This is a genomic window from Pseudogemmobacter sp. W21_MBD1_M6 (genome assembly GCF_052119585.1).
Classification (GTDB): Bacteria; Pseudomonadota; Alphaproteobacteria; order Rhodobacterales; family Rhodobacteraceae; genus JBGQOJ01.
The window spans coordinates 84,766-102,359 of record NZ_JBGQOJ010000012.1 but is presented as its reverse complement, the minus strand read 5'-3'; the positions used below and the strand labels follow the sequence as shown (position 1 = coordinate 102,359).

The 17,594-nt window shown below is 61.6% G+C and carries 14 protein-coding genes; all 14 read right to left on the bottom strand.

The window, feature by feature from the left end; translation table 11 throughout:
* Positions 1–3: 3 nt before the first annotated feature.
* The 14 genes from ACEN2R_RS13265 to ACEN2R_RS13200 all read right to left on the bottom strand — a co-directional run bounded on the left by ACEN2R_RS13265 (position 4) and on the right by ACEN2R_RS13200 (position 17,417).
* Positions 4–489: a MarR family winged helix-turn-helix transcriptional regulator gene (locus ACEN2R_RS13265; protein ID WP_442042950.1), complete on the bottom strand. Its 486-nt coding sequence runs from the start codon at positions 487–489 to the stop codon at positions 4–6.
* Between the two features lie 14 nt (positions 490–503).
* Positions 504–1,826: a TRAP transporter large permease gene (locus ACEN2R_RS13260; protein WP_442042948.1), complete on the bottom strand. Its 1,323-nt coding sequence runs from the start codon at positions 1,824–1,826 to the stop codon at positions 504–506.
* Complete coding sequence (locus tag ACEN2R_RS13255; RefSeq protein ID WP_442042946.1) at positions 1,826–2,365, bottom strand: TRAP transporter small permease; 540 nt, start codon at positions 2,363–2,365, stop codon at positions 1,826–1,828. Before ACEN2R_RS13255 ends, ACEN2R_RS13260 begins: the two co-directional genes overlap by 1 nt.
* Positions 2,366–2,367: 2 nt before the next feature.
* Positions 2,368–3,414, bottom strand: coding sequence for a TRAP transporter substrate-binding protein (locus ACEN2R_RS13250; protein ID WP_442042944.1), 1,047 nt, complete (start codon positions 3,412–3,414; stop codon positions 2,368–2,370).
* An 80-nt stretch (positions 3,415–3,494) separates the two neighbouring features.
* Positions 3,495–4,262 (bottom strand): crotonase/enoyl-CoA hydratase family protein, encoded by a 768-nt coding sequence (locus ACEN2R_RS13245; RefSeq protein ID WP_442042942.1) that lies wholly within the window; start codon positions 4,260–4,262, stop codon positions 3,495–3,497.
* A 26-nt stretch (positions 4,263–4,288) separates the two neighbouring features.
* Positions 4,289–5,056 (bottom strand): SDR family NAD(P)-dependent oxidoreductase, encoded by a 768-nt coding sequence (locus ACEN2R_RS13240; RefSeq protein WP_442042940.1) that lies wholly within the window; start codon positions 5,054–5,056, stop codon positions 4,289–4,291.
* 253 nt (positions 5,057–5,309) lie between these two features.
* Positions 5,310–5,837, bottom strand: coding sequence for a DUF2478 domain-containing protein (locus ACEN2R_RS13235; RefSeq protein WP_442042938.1), 528 nt, complete (start codon positions 5,835–5,837; stop codon positions 5,310–5,312).
* A 20-nt stretch (positions 5,838–5,857) separates the two neighbouring features.
* Complete coding sequence (locus ACEN2R_RS13230; protein WP_442042936.1) at positions 5,858–7,084, bottom strand: molybdopterin molybdotransferase MoeA; 1,227 nt, start codon at positions 7,082–7,084, stop codon at positions 5,858–5,860.
* Positions 7,085–7,138: 54 nt separating this feature from the next.
* Positions 7,139–7,969, bottom strand: a complete 831-nt coding sequence (locus ACEN2R_RS13225) for a peptidylprolyl isomerase (RefSeq protein WP_442042934.1) — start codon at positions 7,967–7,969, stop codon at positions 7,139–7,141.
* The gene (narI, locus tag ACEN2R_RS13220) at positions 7,969–8,691 is read right to left on the bottom strand and encodes a respiratory nitrate reductase subunit gamma (RefSeq protein WP_442042932.1); all 723 of its coding nucleotides are present in this window, start codon (positions 8,689–8,691) and stop codon (positions 7,969–7,971) included. Before narI ends, ACEN2R_RS13225 begins: the two co-directional genes overlap by 1 nt.
* A gap of 11 nt (positions 8,692–8,702) precedes the next feature.
* Positions 8,703–9,413 carry a nitrate reductase molybdenum cofactor assembly chaperone gene (gene narJ / locus ACEN2R_RS13215; RefSeq protein ID WP_442042930.1) on the bottom strand — a complete coding sequence of 237 codons (711 nt, stop codon included), beginning with the start codon at positions 9,411–9,413 and terminating at the stop codon, positions 8,703–8,705.
* A complete protein-coding gene (gene narH, locus ACEN2R_RS13210; protein ID WP_442042929.1) occupies positions 9,413–10,942 on the bottom strand; it encodes a nitrate reductase subunit beta in 1,530 nt (509 codons plus the stop codon). The genes narJ and narH overlap by 1 nt, the downstream gene beginning before the upstream one ends.
* Complete coding sequence (locus ACEN2R_RS13205; protein ID WP_442042927.1) at positions 10,939–14,670, bottom strand: nitrate reductase subunit alpha; 3,732 nt, start codon at positions 14,668–14,670, stop codon at positions 10,939–10,941. Before ACEN2R_RS13205 ends, narH begins: the two co-directional genes overlap by 4 nt.
* 17 nt (positions 14,671–14,687) lie before the next feature.
* Positions 14,688–17,417: a nitrate/nitrite transporter gene (locus tag ACEN2R_RS13200; RefSeq protein ID WP_442042925.1), complete on the bottom strand. Its 2,730-nt coding sequence runs from the start codon at positions 17,415–17,417 to the stop codon at positions 14,688–14,690.
* Between the last annotated feature and the right edge of the window lie 177 nt (positions 17,418–17,594).

Here is a 17,594-nt window from a genome sequence, read left to right as displayed (position 1 = left end):
TCCTCAATTCGGGTCGTCGTCCGGCTGGGTGGCTTCAATACGGTTGAGCATGTCCACAAAGGCGGCGCGTTCATTCGCGCTGAGCGCGCTGAAGGTCCGGTCTTCCTGCGCAAGCACCTGCGCACGGGCTTTTTCCCAAAGGCGACGGCCCTTGAGGGTCACGCGCAGCGCATAGGACCGGCGGTCGTTCTTCACCTTGTTGCGGGTGATCAGCTCGGCATTTTCCAGCTCGTCGACGATCAGCACCACACCGGACCGCTCGATAAAAAGCGCCTGACCCAGTTGGGTCTGGGTGATGTCCGGGTTCTCGATGATTGTTGCCAGCGCTGAAAACGTCGTCTGGCGCAGCCCAAGCGTGGCCACCATACGGCGCATGTCGGCATCGGCGACAAGGTAGGCCCGTTTCAGGCTATACCCCGCAAATTGCCGCAGATTGGAGTCTGACAGCGGGGTCTGCGTGTCGGGCTGTGCGGCTTTGGGAAGTTTCATGATGGGTCTCCGGCTCATTGAGTGACAATCTGGACAAGCCAGTAGCTGAGAGCGGGGAAGGCAACCAGAATAGTAATCCGAACAAATTCCGCCATGATGAAGGGAACCGTGCCGCGAAAGATTTCCCGCGTGGGAATGTCACGCGCCATGGCCCCGATCACAAAAAGATTCATGCCGACAGGCGGTGTGATCATCCCGATTTCGACCACCACCAGCGTGATGATCCCGAACCACATTGCCTGCTGTTCGGGCAGCAGGCCAAAGTCGAGCACCATAACAGTTGGAAAGAACACCGGAACGGTCAGCAGGATCATCGAAAGGCTGTCCATGACGCAACCCATGACAAGGTAAAAGGCGATGATGGCAATCAGCACCGTCATCGGGGCAATATCGGCCCCCGAGAACCAGCCTGCAACCTCGGTCGGCATGCGCGACAAGGCAAGTGCGACGTTGAACAGGTCGGCGCCAAAGATAATCGCAAAGATCATCGCGCTGGACCCGGCGGTGTCGATCAGGCAGTCGATCAGATCGGGCAGTGACAGGCTGCGCGTGACAAGACCCGCAGCCATGGTCGCCACCACGCCGACCGATGCGCCCTCTGCCGGGGTGAATATGCCGCCGTAGATGCCCATAAGGACACCGCCGAAGATCCCGACGATATACCAGATATCGCCCAGGGCCTTGATGCGTTCGATCAGGGGTTTGCGGGGTAATGCAGGGGCTTCGGTAGGGTAAATGCGGGCGTAGATCGCGATTGCCGTCATAAACCCCAGAACCGCAAGGATGCCGGGAAGGGTGGCAGCAAGGAACAGTTTGACGATGTTCTGTTCGGTCAGTAGCGCATAGATGATCAGCACCACGGATGGCGGGATCAGGATGCCAAGCGTGCCGCCCGCCGCCAGCGATCCGGCAGAAAGCGCGCCCGAATAGCCGTGTTTGCGCATTTCGGGCAGCGCCACCCGTGCCATCGTCGATGCAGTCGCAAGCGACGACCCAGAGATCGACCCGAACATGGCGCATCCGGCAATGGCGGCCATGGCAAGCCCGCCACGAAAATGCCCGATCCACGCGTTTGCCGCGTTGAACAGCTTGGCCGAGATGCCGGTGCGGGTCGCCAGATGCCCCATCAGGATAAACAGCGGAACAATGGCCAATTCGTAGGACATGAACTTGTCCGGCCATGCGGTGGACAGATAGGCAGAAAGCGCCATCGGGCTGGCCAGCGTGACATAGCCGGCAGACCCGACCAGCCCCATCGCAAGCGCAATCGGCGCGCGCAAAAAGATCATCACCAACAGGATGACGACCATAAGGGCCGCAATGAACATCGGGTCCATCAGATATGCTCCATTTCCGGAATATTGCCGCGCAACAGGCTGTTGGCGCTGACAAGGGCGATGAAACAGGCAAGTCCGGTGGACAGAACGGCGGGCACATAGACCCACCAAAGCGGCAGTTTCAGAAGCATCGTGCGGTCGCCATAGCCGTAGACATCGACAAGCCCGTGACCCAGACGCCAACTGAGAATACCCAAGGCAAGGGCAAAAACCAGTGTCCAGGCACCGTCGATCCGGTGCTTTGCGGGCGTGGGCATCCAGTCGGTGAACAGATCGACCAGAACATGACCGCGCCGCAATTGGCACAGCGGCAGAAACAGGCTGGCGCAGGTCGCCGCGACGACCTCTACCAGTTCAAAATCCCCGCGTATGCCGCCGAACCCGAAGGTGCGCAGGGCGACGGACAGGCTGACGGTCAGCGAGGCGGCAAAAATTGCCACCCCGCCAAGAGCCGCAAAAACGATGGAAAGCCGCAAGAGCCATAGCTGCAGGGAAGGAACCCTTCCCTGCGCATTCCACATGGATCTGAAACCGGTCATGCTCAGCCCGCGTCCAGCAGTTCGTTGGCACGCCTTAGGACGGCTGCGCCATCAAACCCGTTGTCGTCCAGCTTTTTCTGCCATTCGGCATAGATCGGCGCGACCAGCGGACGCCAGCTTTCCACCTCGGCTGCCGCGATCTCGTTGATCTGGTTACCTTGCTTTTCGACAACCCCGCGACCGCCCGTCTCGAAGGTGTCAAAGGACTGACCCATCCGCCGTGACAGCGCGGGACCAGAGGCGTTGTCGATCACGCCGCGCAGATCCTCGGGCAGGCCGTCATAGACCCCCTGGTTCATGACCAAAGCGAACGTGTTGGAATAAAGGCCGCGTGCGGCGGGGGCCGGTTCGCTGCTGAACTTGGTCAGCTCTTGCAGCTTGAAGGCGGGCACCACCTCGTAGGGCAGGCAGCACCCGTCGATCACGCCGTTCGACAGGCCGACGATCATATCGGTGACGGGAAAGAACACAGGCTCTGCGCCAAGCGCCGACAGCAACTGGCCGGTCGACTGGTTCGGGCTGCGGATCTGCTTGCCCTTCAGGTCGGCGGCGGTGACTACGGGTGTGTCGCGCATGTGGAATTTGCCGCCCGCGTGGGTGTGGAAGGCCAGCGGCTTTAGCCCTGCGTATTCGGCAGTGCCGAACTCGTCCATCAGGGTCTGCATCGCGATCGAGCTTTTCTCGGCGGTGGTCACCATGAACGGCAGCGCCATCGTCTCTGCCAGAAGAAAGCGGTCAGGGGTGTAGACCGGCAAGGTCCATGCGATATCGGCAATTCCGCCCTTGGCCTGATCGGCCAGTTGTGGCGGTTTGCCACCAAGCTGCATCGAGGGGAATATCTGGATTTCGATGCGCCCGTCGCTTGCCTCGGCAATTTCCTGTGCCCATGGCTCAAAAATGTTGCGCTGCACCGGGGCCATCGCGGGCAGGAAATGATGCAGGCGCAACGTGACCTCTGCCGCATTGGCACGCTTTACCAGCGCGGGCATGGCAAGCGTCGCCCCCATGGCCGCCAGCATCGTCCGCCTTGTCAGTGAATTCGTCGTCATTGTAGGACCTCCCAGTTATACAAATGTCTGCGGCATCAACCGTGCCGGTGGTGCCCGATAGGCCGCGCGTCCCGCGCCGCTTATCGGAATTTCGGCTGCCTTTTTTCCAGAAAGGCGCGCAGCCCTTCTTCGGCATCGCGACTGGTCTGGGACACGGCGGCGCACAGGCTTTCGGTGAACAGACCATCCTGTTTGGGCATATCGGCGATCCGGCTGATCGCCTGGATCATCATGTAGTTCGACAACGAGGCGTTGGCGGCGATTTTGCCCGCCAGTTCCCGCGCCAGCGGCAGGGCCTCGCCCTCGGCCACCGCGTAATGCGTCAGCCCGAGGCCAAGCGCCTCGCTCGCGGTGTATTTGCGCCCTGTCAGCATCATTTCGCACATCCGGTCGGCCCCGATGATCCGCCCGATCCGCACAGTTGCGCCGCCACCCACAAAGATGCCGCGCCGCCCCTCTGGCAGCTGAAAGATCGACGACGGCTCTGCGATGCGGACATGGGTGGAGGCGGCAAGCTCCAGCCCGCCGCCGATCACGGCGCCGAACATGGCCGAGATCACCGGAAGGCCAGAGAACTGGATCAGGTCCATGACGCGGTGCCAGTTGCGCGAGTGGCGCATTGTGCCCTCCGCATCCCGCGAGACATGCTCGGACAGATCCAGCCCAGAACAGTAATGCCCCGCCGTTCCGGTCAGGATCACCGCGCGCACGCCCTTCGGGGGCTGCGCAAAAAAGGCCTCTATCGCATTGAGCAGCGTATCGCACATCGCGTTGCGTTTGTCGGGCCGGTTCATCACCAGCGTCGCAATGCCGTTTTCAATGGAAATCTGAAGCATGGTGTCAGTCATATGTTTGTTCTTCACTGTTAAGGGGGTCAGCGCGGCTGAAGCCGCACGCCACCGTCAAGACGGATCACGGTGCCATTCAGGAAAGGGTTGCGCACGATGTGTTCGACCAGCAGCGCATATTCCCCGGCATGGCCCAGACGCGACGGAAACGGGATATTGGCCGCGATTGACGCACGCACATCCTCGGGCAGGCTGTCGGTCATGGCGGTTTCGAACAGGCCCGGTGCAATGGCCATAACACGCACCCCCACCCGCGCCAGTTCCCGCGCGGCAGGCAGGGTCAGCGAGGCGATGCCGCCCTTGGATGCGGCATAGGCGGCCTGACCGATCTGGCCATCCTGCCATGCGACAGAGGCGGTGTTGATGATGACGCCACGGGTGCCGTCGCCATCAAGCGTTTCAAGCGTGCTCATGCGTTGGGCGGCATGGCTCATCACGATGTAGGTGCCCAGAAGGTTGATGCGCAACGTCTGTTCGAAGGCGGCAAATGGCAGCACACCGTCCCGCGGCAGAATGCGCGCCGCCGTTCCGATGCCGGCGCAATTCACGACAATCCGGGGGGCTGATCCAAGGGCGTCGCAGGCGGTGTCGAAGGCGGCGGCGACCGCCTTTGCATCGCTTACATCGGCACTGATACCAACGCCGCCGATCTCGTCTGCGACCGCAGATGCCCGCTCTTGCGAGAGGTCCAATACGGCAACGCGTGCCCCTAGCTGCGCCAGATGGCGGGCCGTCGCGCGGCCAAGTCCGCTTGCGCCGCCGGTGACAAGCGCGGTCTGGAATGGAACGGTCATTCAGTGTCCCCCATAGGTGTCTTAACTGTTACATAGCATAACAGTTTTTATTTTAATATATAATTTTTTGAACAATAATTTCTGCACTGCGGCAGGGAAAAAGGCTTTTGCTGCAAGGCAATCCACCGGACAGGGTTGCACTGCAACACGCATCCGCCGCCGTTTTCAGACGCAACGCGTCCTGAACCTGTTGGGAAAAGGATTCGTGGGGGTAGGGTGGACCTGCGCGTTAGGCAGGTCCATTTGCCATCCGTCAAGCCGGAGCAGAATTCCGCGCATCCAGACCGGACAGCCAGGCCGCCAAAAGATCGACGTCAGCCGCAACCGGAACGGCAAGACCTTCGGTAAAACGCTGAAACGCGGCAAGGTTCAGCGGGTTCACCCCGACGATGACAGGTATCGACGCCGACAGCGCCTCTGAGATGATGCTGCGGAACCCGCGACCTTCGGCCTCGTGTTTGCCGAATTTGTTTATGATCAGGACATCCACGCCGCCAGTCATGCGTGTCTCGACCATCGCGACGGCATGTTCCAGCGCCGAAGGGTCAAGGCGGCATCCCTTTGCCAGGGGGCCCAGAGACTGCGAAATCCGGATCATCGGCCCGTCGGGCAAGATGCGCACATCCATGTCGCAGGGGTGGGTCTCGCCGCAATCGGTATTGATCTGCGCAACACCGCAGGTCCGCATACCAGCGGCTTTCAGGCGGTCCGCAAGCCGGGCGAGGACCAGATCCGTGTCGCCCCGCCCCTGCGCCATCGTATAGGCAATCTGCATCGTCATGTTCCTTTTCGTTGGCCGTTTCATCCCGCCCGGAATGGCAGAAAATCAAGCAGATCGCCCGGTTGAACCGCCTCGGTCGCTGCGGGGATCACGATCAGACCATCCGCATCGGCCAGCACGCTTAATCGTCCGGAATGGACAGCGCCCCCTGCGGCGACGATCTGTCGCCCCAGATGGTCGATGCCGGTGATTGTGGCCGGGCGATATTCGCAGCGCCCCGGTCGGTGGTGCAAGGGGTGTCCGGCGACCACCAGTCTTGATCGGGCAGCGGGCGTTCGGTTGCCGACAAGCCGCGCGATCAGCGGCAGCCCCAGCACCTGCCATGTGACATAGGCCGACACGGGATTGCCCGGCAGACCCAGCCATACCGCCCCGGCCACGCGACCAAACATCACCGGCTTGCCGGGTTTCATCGCAACACCGGCGACGGCGATTTCACCCTGCGCCGCCAGAATGGCAGCTTTGCAGTGGTCCTCTTCGCCGACGGATACGCCGCCGGTCGTGATCAGCATATCGACCTGTCCGGCCAGCCCGACCATCAGCGCCCCAAGCGCGGCAAGGTCGTCGGGTGCATGTTTCACGGTGACAATCTCGGCGTCGGCTGCCCGAATGGCCGCAACCAGCAGGCTGGTGTTCGCGTTCCAGATCGCACCATGGGTCAAGGGCGAACCGGGCGGCACGATCTCGTCCCCCGTGGTCAGCAGGGCGACACGCGGACGCCGCGTAACCGTAACGGTCGCATGGCCAGCGGCGGCGGCGGCCCCGATGTCGCGCGGGCCAAGCCTGCGGCCTGCGGGAACAATGCTCTTGCCCGCTGGCGCCTCTTCGCCAGCACGGCGGATATTTTCACCGATGGTCGGACACCGGACAAGGTGGATGCCGTCAGCGCGACGCGTCACGGATTCCTGCATCACAACCGCATCGGCACCATGGGGCAGGGGGGCACCGGTAAAGATGCGCAGCGCTGCGCCGGATTCAAGGGCGATGCTGCGTGCGTCCCCCGCAGCAATCCGGTCCTGCACGGTCATGGACCAGGGCCCTGCACCCGGCATGTCGTTGACCCGCACTGCATACCCGTCCATCGCCGAGGCATCGTATGGCGGCAGCATTGCGCGCGCCACAACGGGCAAGGCCAGCACCCTGCCCGAAGCACCGGCCAGCGGAACCACCTTGCGGTCGGACACCGGCACCACAAACCGCAGCGCCGCCGCGATCGCCTGATCGACAGACATCAGTCCGGGCTGCATATCTCTGGCATCACAGCCACAGTCGGGCCCCACGTATCGCGTCTTCACCTTGTTTCACCCCGCTTGGCCCTGGTGGATATCAAGATCCACGCCGCGAATATCTGCGGCCTTCATCAGATCGGCGGTAAAGTCGCGGGCGGCGCGGGTCCATCCGGCCTTTTCGGCGGCTTCGGCCAGACGCGCGCGCACGGCGGAAAAGGGCAGCTCGCGGGTTTCGGCGCGGCTGTCCAGCCGGATCACATGCCAGCCGAAACGGGTGCGCACGGGGGTCGCGGCCATCTCGCCCGGCGCAAGGTCGCGCAGGACGGCCTCGAACTCGGGCACCGCATCGCCGGGCACAAGCTGGCCCAGCATCCCGCCATTGGCCTTGGACGAACAATCGCTCGCGTCGCGGGCAATCTTGCCAAAGGACTTGGGGTCGCGGGTCACTTGCGCATGGATCGCCTCGGCCCGCAGCCGCGCGCCCTCTGTCGCATCGGCGTCGAACGGGTCTGCGGCGCACAGGATATGCGAGGCCTCCCACAGGGGTGGCGACCGAAAGCGGGCGGGGTCTTTGGCCCAGATCGCTTCCAGCTCGGCCTCGGTTGGCGGGGTCACGGCTATCGCCTGTTCCAGCAAGGCGCGGATCTGCGCCTCGTCGGGCGTTTCCATCAGTCCGGGTCCGACAGCCATCGGCGTAGCCACGATGCCGCGCCGTGCCGCATCCTCCAGCAGAAGTTTGCGGATGGTCAAAGCCCGCGCCGCCATCCGCCAGGCCAGACCCGGCTTGCCCTTGGGGGCTGTGTGGTTCTGCGCCTCGGCGGCGATTGCGGCAGAGGGGATCACCGCGCCGTTGACGGTGATTTCGGGAAACAACGGCGTTTGAGACAGTGCGGGGATCTGCATCACAGTTTCTCCGCCGGTTTGATGGTGGATCTGGGCCGCGCCCTGGGTCGGCGGGATCGCACGATCTGCCAGCCGGGGCGCAATGTGACATAGCGGATCGGGACCGAGAGCATGTGAACAAGCCGCGTGAACGGGAACACCAGCAGAATTGTCAGCCCCAGAAACAGGTGCAGCTTGAAGATCAACGCCGCGCCGGCGATGTGGTCAGCCGCGCCTGCCTGAAAGGTAAAGATACCCTGCGCCCAGGACATGAAGGTGGTCATTTCATGCCCGTCCAGATGCTGAAGCGAGACAAAGATCGTGCCAAGCCCCAAGACCAATTGCGCCAGCAGCAGCGCCAGAATGGCAATGTCGGCAACCGAGGACGTCTTGCGTATGCGCGGGTCGGTCCAACGCCGATGGAACAGGATGCCACCGCCGACCAGTGCCATCACCCCGGCAATGCCGCCCGCAACAACGGCAAGAACCTGTTTGGCACCGTGACTGATGCCAAGCGCGTCGAACACCCAGATCGGCGTCAGCAGGCCAACGAAATGGCCCGCGAAAATGACCAGAACACCGATGTGGAACAGCACCGATCCAAGGATCAGTTGCTTGCGCCGCAACAGTTGCGACGACGATGATTTCCAGGTGAAAGGCACGGTTTCATAGCGCGCGATTGTGCCGATCAGCAGTACGCTAAGCGCGATATAGGGGTAAATGCCGAAAAGAAAGTTGTGCATTGTCGCCTCCTTCAGTCCGCCGCGACCGGCATAGCCGGTTCGGGGGTTACGGGAATATCCATGCCCGCAAGCAGGTCACGGACCTGCGGGCAGCCGGCAGTCGGGTCTGGGCCAAAGGTGACTTCGGTTTCCTCCCAGACGGCATCAAGGGCGTCCAGATCGGTCGGGTCGTCCTCTGGCTGTTCCAGCATCAGGGCCACCGCCGCGCTGTCGGCCACGGTGCCGGACAACTGGCGCAATGCGGCGAACACGGCACCATAAACACAGTCGCGCCGGTCCAGCCTTGTGGCGATGGTGGCAAAGATATGCGCCGCATCGGCCAGCATTTCACGCGCCTCGTCTGCGGATTGCGTCGCCAGAAACTCCAGCAGCACGGGCAGGTGGTCGGGCAGTTCGGTGCTGATCGGGTCGAACCCCGCCTCGCGATAGGTTTCAACCAGCGACACCATCGCCCCGCCCCGATCCCGGCTTTCACCGTGGACATGTTCGAACAGGTTCAGCGACAGCGTGCGCGAGCGGTCGAACAGCATCACATACTCTTCTTGCAGCGCGTAAATGTCGCGTCCGGCCAGCCCTTCGATCAAAGGGCGCAGCGCGCGTCGCATGGCTGCGGTCAGTCGGGTTTCCGACGCCAGCACGCCGCCGATCTCGGGCATTGCGGCCTGCAATTCGGGGGTCGGATAGCTGAGGATCAGCGACAGGGCTTTTAAACTACGGTCCATCAGAATGCCTCCGAAGGCAGGGTCAGGGTTTTCTTTTTCTTGCCGCCGAACAACGTGCCCTTGTCGATTGATCCGGTCGAGCAACCGTTGCCATCGGTGAACCCGCAGCCGCCGCGGATGTCATAGACTTCCTCTGCCTGTTCGCGGTGGGTGGTGGGGATGACAAAGCGGTCCTCGTAATCGGCCAGCGCCATGATCTTGTACATATCCTCGATCATCGCGGGGGTCAGACCGACACGGGCGGCGATGCCTTCGTTGATCACACCGTCCACAGTTTTCGACCGCATATAGGCGCGCATCGCCGACATCCGTTCCAGTGCGGTGACGATCGGCTCCTCTGCCCCGGCGGTCAGCATATTGGCAAGGTATTTCACCGGAATGCGCAGCTTGCGCACATCGGGCAGATCGCCGTTCATCCCCAGATCGCCCACTTGGGCGGCGTTCTGGATCGGGGACAGCGGCGGAACATACCAGACCATCGGCAGGGTGCGATATTCGGGATGCAGCGGAAACGCTACCTTCCAGTCCATCGCCATCTTCCAGATCGGGCTTTCCTGCGCCGCCTTGATCCAATCCTGCGGAATGCCATCGGCCAATGCCTGCGCGATCACCGTCGGATCGTTTGGATCCATGAACACATCCAGATGCGCCTGATACAGGTTGGTTTCTTCGGGCACATTGGCGGCCTCGGCGATCTTGTCGGCGTCATACAGCATCACGCCGATATAGCGGATGCGCCCGACGCAGGTTTCCGAACAGACCGTGGGGTTGCCGGATTCGATGCGGGGATAGCACAGGGTGCATTTTTCGGATTTTCCGGATTCCCAGTTGTAATAAATCTTTTTGTAGGGGCAGGCCGAAACGCACATCCGCCAGCCGCGGCATTTTTCCTGATCTATCAGGACGATACCGTCCTCCTCGCGCTTGTAGATCGCACCCGACGGACAGGCCGAGGCGCAGGTCGGGTTCAGGCAATGCTCGCAGAGGCGCGGCAGATACATCATAAAGGTGTTTTCGTATTGGCCGTAAATGTCCTTCTGGATGTTCTCGAAGTTGTAATCCTTTGACCGTTTCGAGAACTCGCCGCCAAGGATTTCCTCCCAGTTCGGGCCTTTCTCGATCTTCTCCATCCGCTCTCCGGTGATCAGCGACCGGGGCCGCGCCGTGGGGAAGGCGTCCATCTCGGGGGCGGATTTCAGGTGGTCGTAGTCGAAGGTGAACGGCTCGTAGTAGTCGTCGATCTCTGGCAAATCGGGGTTGCCGAAGATGTTCGCAAGGATGCGCCACTTGCTGCCCTGTTTGGGCTGCAAGGTGCCGCGGGCCGTGCGCGCCCAGCCGCCATTCCACTTCTTCTGGTTCTCCCAGTCGGTGGGATAGCCGGTGCCGGGCTTGGTTTCGACATTGTTGAACCAGGCGTATTCGACCCCCTCGCGAGAGGTCCAGACGTTCTTGCATGTCACCGAACAGGTGTGACAGCCGATGCATTTGTCCAGATTCAGGACCATGCCGATTTGTGCGCGAATTCTCATTCTGCGGCCTCCTTTGCGGGGGTATCAAGCCAGTCAACCTTGCGCATCTTCCGCACGATCACGAATTCATCGCGGTTGCTGCCGACAGTGCCGTAATAGTTGAAACCATAGCTCAGCTGCGCGTAGCCGCCGATCATATGGGTGGGTTTTAGCGTGGTGCGGGTGACCGAATTGTGGATGCCGCCGCGATGGCCGGTCTTTTCGGAACCGGGGGTATTCACGATCTTTTCCTGCGCGTGATACATGAACAGAGTGCCCTGCTTGATCCGTTGGCTGACAACAACGCGGGCGGTCAATGCACCGTTGGTATTGTAGGCCTCGACCCAGTCGTTATCGACCAGCCCCGCCTTGGCCGCATCCACTTCGGACATCCAGACCACCGGCCCGCCACGGTTTAGCGTCAGCATCAGCAGGTTGTCGGAATAGGTGGAATGGATGCCCCATTTCTGGTGCGGCGTGATGAAGTTCAGCACGACATGGGGCTGGCCCGCGTCGGTGTTGACCGCCGTGGTGATGGTTTTCAGGTCCACCGGCGGGCGGTAACTGACGAAGCCTTCGCCAAAGGCCCGCATCCACAGGTGATCCTGATACAGCTGTTGGCGGCCTGACAGGGTGCGCCACGGGATCAGCTCGTGCACATTGGTATAGCCCGCGTTATAGCAGACCTCCTCTGATTCAATGCCCGACCATGTGGGGGACGAGATAATCTTGCGCGGTTGCGCCGCCAGATCACGGAACCGGATCTTGGTGTGATGCGCGCCTTCCGCCAGATGGGCATGTTCGCGGCCCGTCGGTTTTTCCAGCTCGTGCCAGGCCTTGACGGCCACCTCGCCATTGGTTTCGGGGGCCAGCATCAGGATCATTTCGGCGGCATCAATCGCGGTATCCAGCCGCGCCATGCCTTTGGTCACGCCCTCTTCCAGCACCACACCGTTCAAGTCGCGCAGATGCTGCACCTCTGTCTTGGTGTCCCAGTTGATGCCCTTGCCGCCATTGCCAAGTTTATCAAGCAACGGCCCGACTGCGGTGAACTTCTTGTAAAGGTTGGGGTAATCCCGCTCTACCGCGATGTAGTTCGGCGCGGTTTTGCCGGGGATCAGGTCACATTCGCCCTTTTTCCAGTCCTTCACATGCGGCTGCGCCAGTTCGCCCGCCGTGTCGTGTAGGATCGGCAGTTGCACGATGTCGGTTTCCACCCCCAGCACCTCGGGCGCGATATCGGAGAACTTTTTAGCGATGGATTTGAAGATGTCCCAGTCTGATTTGCTCTCGTACGCGGGGTCCACGGCCGCCTGAAGCGGGTGGATGAACGGGTGCATATCCGAGGTGTTCAGATCGTCCTTTTCATACCAGCTGGCCGTGGGCAGCACGATGTCGGAATAGACGCAGGTGGTGGACATGCGAAAGTCGATGGTGACCAGCAGGTCGAGTTTGCCCTTGGGCGCCTCGTCGTGCCATTTCGCCTCGACAGGCATCACGCCGCCTTCCTCGCCCAGATCATGACCCAGCACACCGTGCTGCGTGCCCAGAAGATGCTTCAGGAAATACTCGTGCCCCTTGCCCGACGACCCCAGAAGGTTGGAGCGCCAGATAAACAGGTTGCGCGGCCAGTTTTCGGGTGCGTCGGGGTCTTCGCACGACATTTCCAGCGCGCCGGATTTCAGGCCCTCGGTCACAAAGGCCGGGATGTCCTTGCCCGCTGCCTTGGCCGCTTTGGCCACCTCCAGCGGGTTGGTTTTCAGTTGCGGCGCAGAGGGCAGCCAGCCCATCCGTTCCGCCCGGATGTTGTAGTCGATCAGCGATACATCCCAGTCACCCTTTGGCGCGGTGGGCGACAGGATTTCCGTCGCGCGCAGCGTTTCATAGCGCCACTGGTCGGTATGCGCATAAAACGCGCTGGTGGAATTCATGTGCCGTGGCGGGCGGTTCCAGTCCAGCGCAAAGGCCAGCGGCGTCCAGCCGGTTTGCGGGCGCAGCTTTTCCTGACCGACATAATGCGCCCAGCCGCCGCCCTCTTGTCCGATGCAGCCGCACATCACCAGCATGTTGATGATGCCGCGATAGTTCATATCCATGTGATACCAGTGGTTCAGACCGGCCCCCAGGATCACCATCGACTTGCCGCGTGTTTTCTCGGCGTTGTCGGCAAAGGCACGGGCAACGGCGATGATGTGTTCCGCCGGAACACCGGTGATCTTTTGGGCCCAGGCGGGGGTATAGGGCACGTCCTGATCAAAACCCGTCGCCACCGCATCGCCGCCAAGCCCGCGATCAAGGCTGTAGTTGGCGCAGAACAGGTCGAACACCGTCGCCACAAGGGCGGTCTCGCCGTTGGCCAGCGTGATCCGCTTGGCGGGGATATTGCGGGTCAGCACATCCGGGTGGTCGCATTTCACGAAATTTGGCGTGGCCTGCCCGCCGAAATAGGGGAAATCAACGCCGACAACCTCGTCATGGTCGGTATCAAGGATCTGGCTAAGGCGCAAATGGGCCTCGGCCCCTTTCGCGCGTTGTTCAAGGTTCCATTTGCCGGTCTCGCCCCAGCGGAATCCGATGGACCCGTTGGGCGCCACGACCGTTTGGGTGGTTTCATCCCAGGCCACCGTTTTCCAGCCGGGATTGTTCGCCTCGCCCAGGGCACCGTCGAAATCATCGGCGCGCAACTGGCGACCGGGCACAAGGCGGCCGTCGACCTCGTCCAGCCGGACCAGCATCGGCATGTCGGTATATTTGCGGGCGTAGTCCTCGAAATACGCGGCCTGCCGGTCAAGGTGGTATTCGCGCAGGATCACATGACCAAAGGCCATCGCCAGCGCGGCATCGGTGCCGGCCTGCGGGGCCAGCCAGACATCGCCGAATTTCGCGGCCTCGGAATAATCGGGGCAGATCACCGCCGACCGCGCCCCGCGATAGCGCGCCTCGGTGTAGAAATGCGCATCGGGCGTGCGGGTCTGCGGCACGTTCGACCCCCAAAGCAACAGGAACCCCGCGTTGTACCAATCGGCCGATTCCGGCACGTCGGTCTGTTCGCCCCATGTCTGGGGGCTGGCCGGGGGCAGGTCGCAATACCAGTCGTAGAACGACATGCAGGTGCCCCCCAACAGCGACAGATAGCGCGTGCCAGCGGCATAGCTGACCATCGACATCGCCGGAATGGGCGAAAAGCCGAACACCCGGTCGGGGCCATAGGTCTTGGTGGTATAGGCGTTGGCGGCGGCGATGATCTCGGTCGCCTCGTCCCATGTGGCGCGCACGAACCCGCCCTTGCCGCGGGTTTCGACATAGGAGGCCCGCAGGATCGGGTCATTTTGCAACGCGGCCCATGCGGCCACAGGGGCCATGGTTTCGCGCATTTTGCGCCAGGCCCGCATCAGACGGCCCCGGATCAGCGGATTTTTCACGCGGTTCGCGGAATAAAGATACCAGCTATAGGACGCCCCGCGCGCGCACCCGCGCGGTTCGTGGTTGGGCAGGCCCGCGCGGGTGCGCGGATAGTCGGTCTGCTGGGTTTCCCATGTCACGATGCCGGATTTGACATAGATCTTCCAGCTGCACGATCCGGTGCAGTTCACCCCATGGGTCGAACGCACGACTTTGTCGTGCCGCCAGCGATTGCGATAGGTATCCTCCCAGTCGCGGTTCTCGTTGGTGACCTGACCGTGGCCGTCGGCAAAGGTCTCAAGCCGTGTGGTCTGGAAAAAGTTCAGTCGGTCTAGAAGATGGCTCATGGTACTTTCCTTTCGGCTCAGGCTGTTTGTGCAGAGGCACGCGCGCCCCGGCCGTTTTCGATGTCATGCAGCAGTCCACCCCGCCGGGTGTAGTAGGCCCAGGTGATCACAAGGCAGAGGACGTAGAAGACGAGGAACCCCCAGAGGGCCGCAATCGGGCTGCCGGTCATGGCGATGGCGGTGCCATAGGCCTTGGGGATGAAGAAGGCGCCATAGGCGGCAATCGCGCTGGTAAAGGCGATAATCGCAGCCCCTTCGCGGCCGGCCTGACGCTGGCGATCCTCTGGCCCAAGGTTCGGCATAAGGCGCGGGATCTCGCGGCCCATGATGATCGGGATCATCTGGAAGGTAGAGGCGTTGCCGATGCCGGTCAGCAGGAACAGCGCCATGAAGCAGGCAAAGAAGCCGCCGAAGTTTCCTGCGCCGCCGTCTGCGGGCAAGAAATGGATCACGCCGTAAACCGCCACGATCATCGCCGCGAATGTCCAGAAGGTGACACGCCCACCGCCGAACCGATCCGACACCCAGCCGGTTCCGGCCCGGCTAAGCGCGCCGACCAACGGCCCCAGGAACACATATTGCAGCGCGTTCACCTCGGGGAACATCAGCTTGGTCAACAGCGGAAACCCTGCGGAATAGCCGATGAAGCTGCCAAATGTGCCGGTATAAAGGATGCACATGATCCAGTTGTGCTTGCGGCTGAAGATGATCGCCTGCTCTTTGAAGCTGGCCGAAGCATCGGCGATGTCATTCATGCCAACCCATGCCGCGACCGTGGCCGCGATGATGAAGGGCACCCAAACAAAGCCCGCGTTCTGCATCCACAATTGCCCGCCGTCCGACATGACCTGTGGTTGCCCGCCCATCGCACCGAACACGCCCGCCGTGATGACGATGGGGATCAGGAATTGCATCACCGACACCCCCAGATTGCCCAGACCCGCATTCAAGGCCAATGCGTTGCCCTTTTCCGCCTTGGGGTAGAAATAAGAGATATTCGCCATCGACGAGGCAAAGTTTCCGCCGCCGAAGCCACAAAGAAGCGCCAGCACAAGGAAGATCAGATAAGGCGTTTCGGGGTTCTGCACCGCATAGCCGATGCCGATCGCAGGCAGCAAAAGTGAGGCCGTTGACAGCGTGGTCCACAGCCTGCCGCCAAAGATCGGCACCATGAAGCTGTAGAAGATGCGCAAGGTCGCGCCGCTTAGGCCCGGCAGGGCGGCCAGCCAGAACAACTGGCCGGGGGTGAAGTCAAACCCGATGGCAGGCAGCCGCGCCACCACGACCGACCAGACCATCCAGACCGAAAACGCCAGCAGCAGCGCAGGGATCGAAATCCACAGATTGCGACGCGCGATTCTGCGGCCCCTGTCCTGCCAGAACTCGGGGTTCTCGGGGTGCCATTCGGTCAACACGCGCGGCATGGTTGTGGTGGCTGCGTGGTGGATCGGCTGCATTTCAGGCAATTCGGGCAACTGGTCCAGCGCCTCGCCATGCGCGGCACGTTCCATTGCGCGGATCGACAGATGCATCCAGGCCAGCGACACGGCAACAATCACGAACAAAAGTGCGAAACAGCTGGTGTAGATACCTGTCAAGTCCAGCAGCGCACCGAAGGTGATCGGCAGGATGAACCCGCCCAGACCGCCGATCATCCCCACCAGACCGCCCACCGCGCCCACATGCTGAGGGTAGTAAACCGGGATGTGTTTGAAAACCGCCGCCTTGCCAAGGCTCATGAAAAAGCCAAGAACGAAAAGCGTGGCAACAAAGGGCCATTGCGCCATCTGCGTGGAAAAGGCGATCGGGCCGTCCTTGCCCTGAATGATATAGCTGGTCGGCGGATAGGACAGCATGAACAGAAAGATCAGCGAAAAGCCGAAGGTCCAATACATCACCGTCCGTGCACCGAACCTGTCCGACAGATGCCCGCCATAGGCGCGGAACAGGCTGGCCGACAGGCTGAAGGCCGCCGCCGACATACCGGCGGTTTTGACATCCATGCCGTAGACGTCGATCATATAGTGCGGCATCCACAATGCCAGCGCCACAAAGCCGCCAAAGACGAAGAAGTAATAAAGCGAGAACCGCCAGACCTGCAAATTGGCCAGCGGGGCGAATTGCTGGGCCAGCGTTGGCGATTTCACCCCGGATGCACGACGCGCAACCAGTTCGGGGTCATCCTTGGCAAACAGGTAAAAGATGACAGCCATCGCCGCCAGCCCGACAGCCCAGACGTTGGCCACCCCGTGCCAGCCATAGGCGACCATGACAAAGGGCGCCACAAACTTGGTCACCGCCGCACCGACGTTCCCCGCGCCGAAAATCCCCAGCGCCGTGCCTTGCTTGCCCGCCGGATACCAGCGCGACACATAGGCGACGCCGATGATGAACGACCCACCGGCAAGGCCGATGCCAAGCGCCGCGACCAGATACATCGTATAGGTATCGGCCAGCGTCAGCAGCCATGTGGCAACCGCCGCCAGCATCATCTGCAACGAAAACACGATGCGCCCGCCATATTTCTCGGTCCAGACCCCAAGGAACAGCCGCGTCAACGAGCCTGTCAGGATCGGGGTCGCGACCAGCAGGCCGAACTGGAACTCGTTCAGGCCCAGTTCGGCCTTTATGGCGACGCCGATGATGGAAAAGATCGTCCAGACTGCGAAACAGACCGTAAAGGCGATGGTACTTAATGACAGTGCGCGGTTTTGGTCCGCCTGCGTTACAGTTCCCGTGGTTTGCATGATTGTGCTCCGGCAAAATGCGTTGGAACAGACCTGGGGCAGGGCGCGGCGCATCGACTTGATCCATGTCAAAGGGTTGCGCCAGACCTTTGAAATAATTGATAAATGTACTAATGTGTGCCAGAGGTCGGACATAGATCATCTGGCGCTTGGCGGGTTGTTCAGTGACAGGCCGTC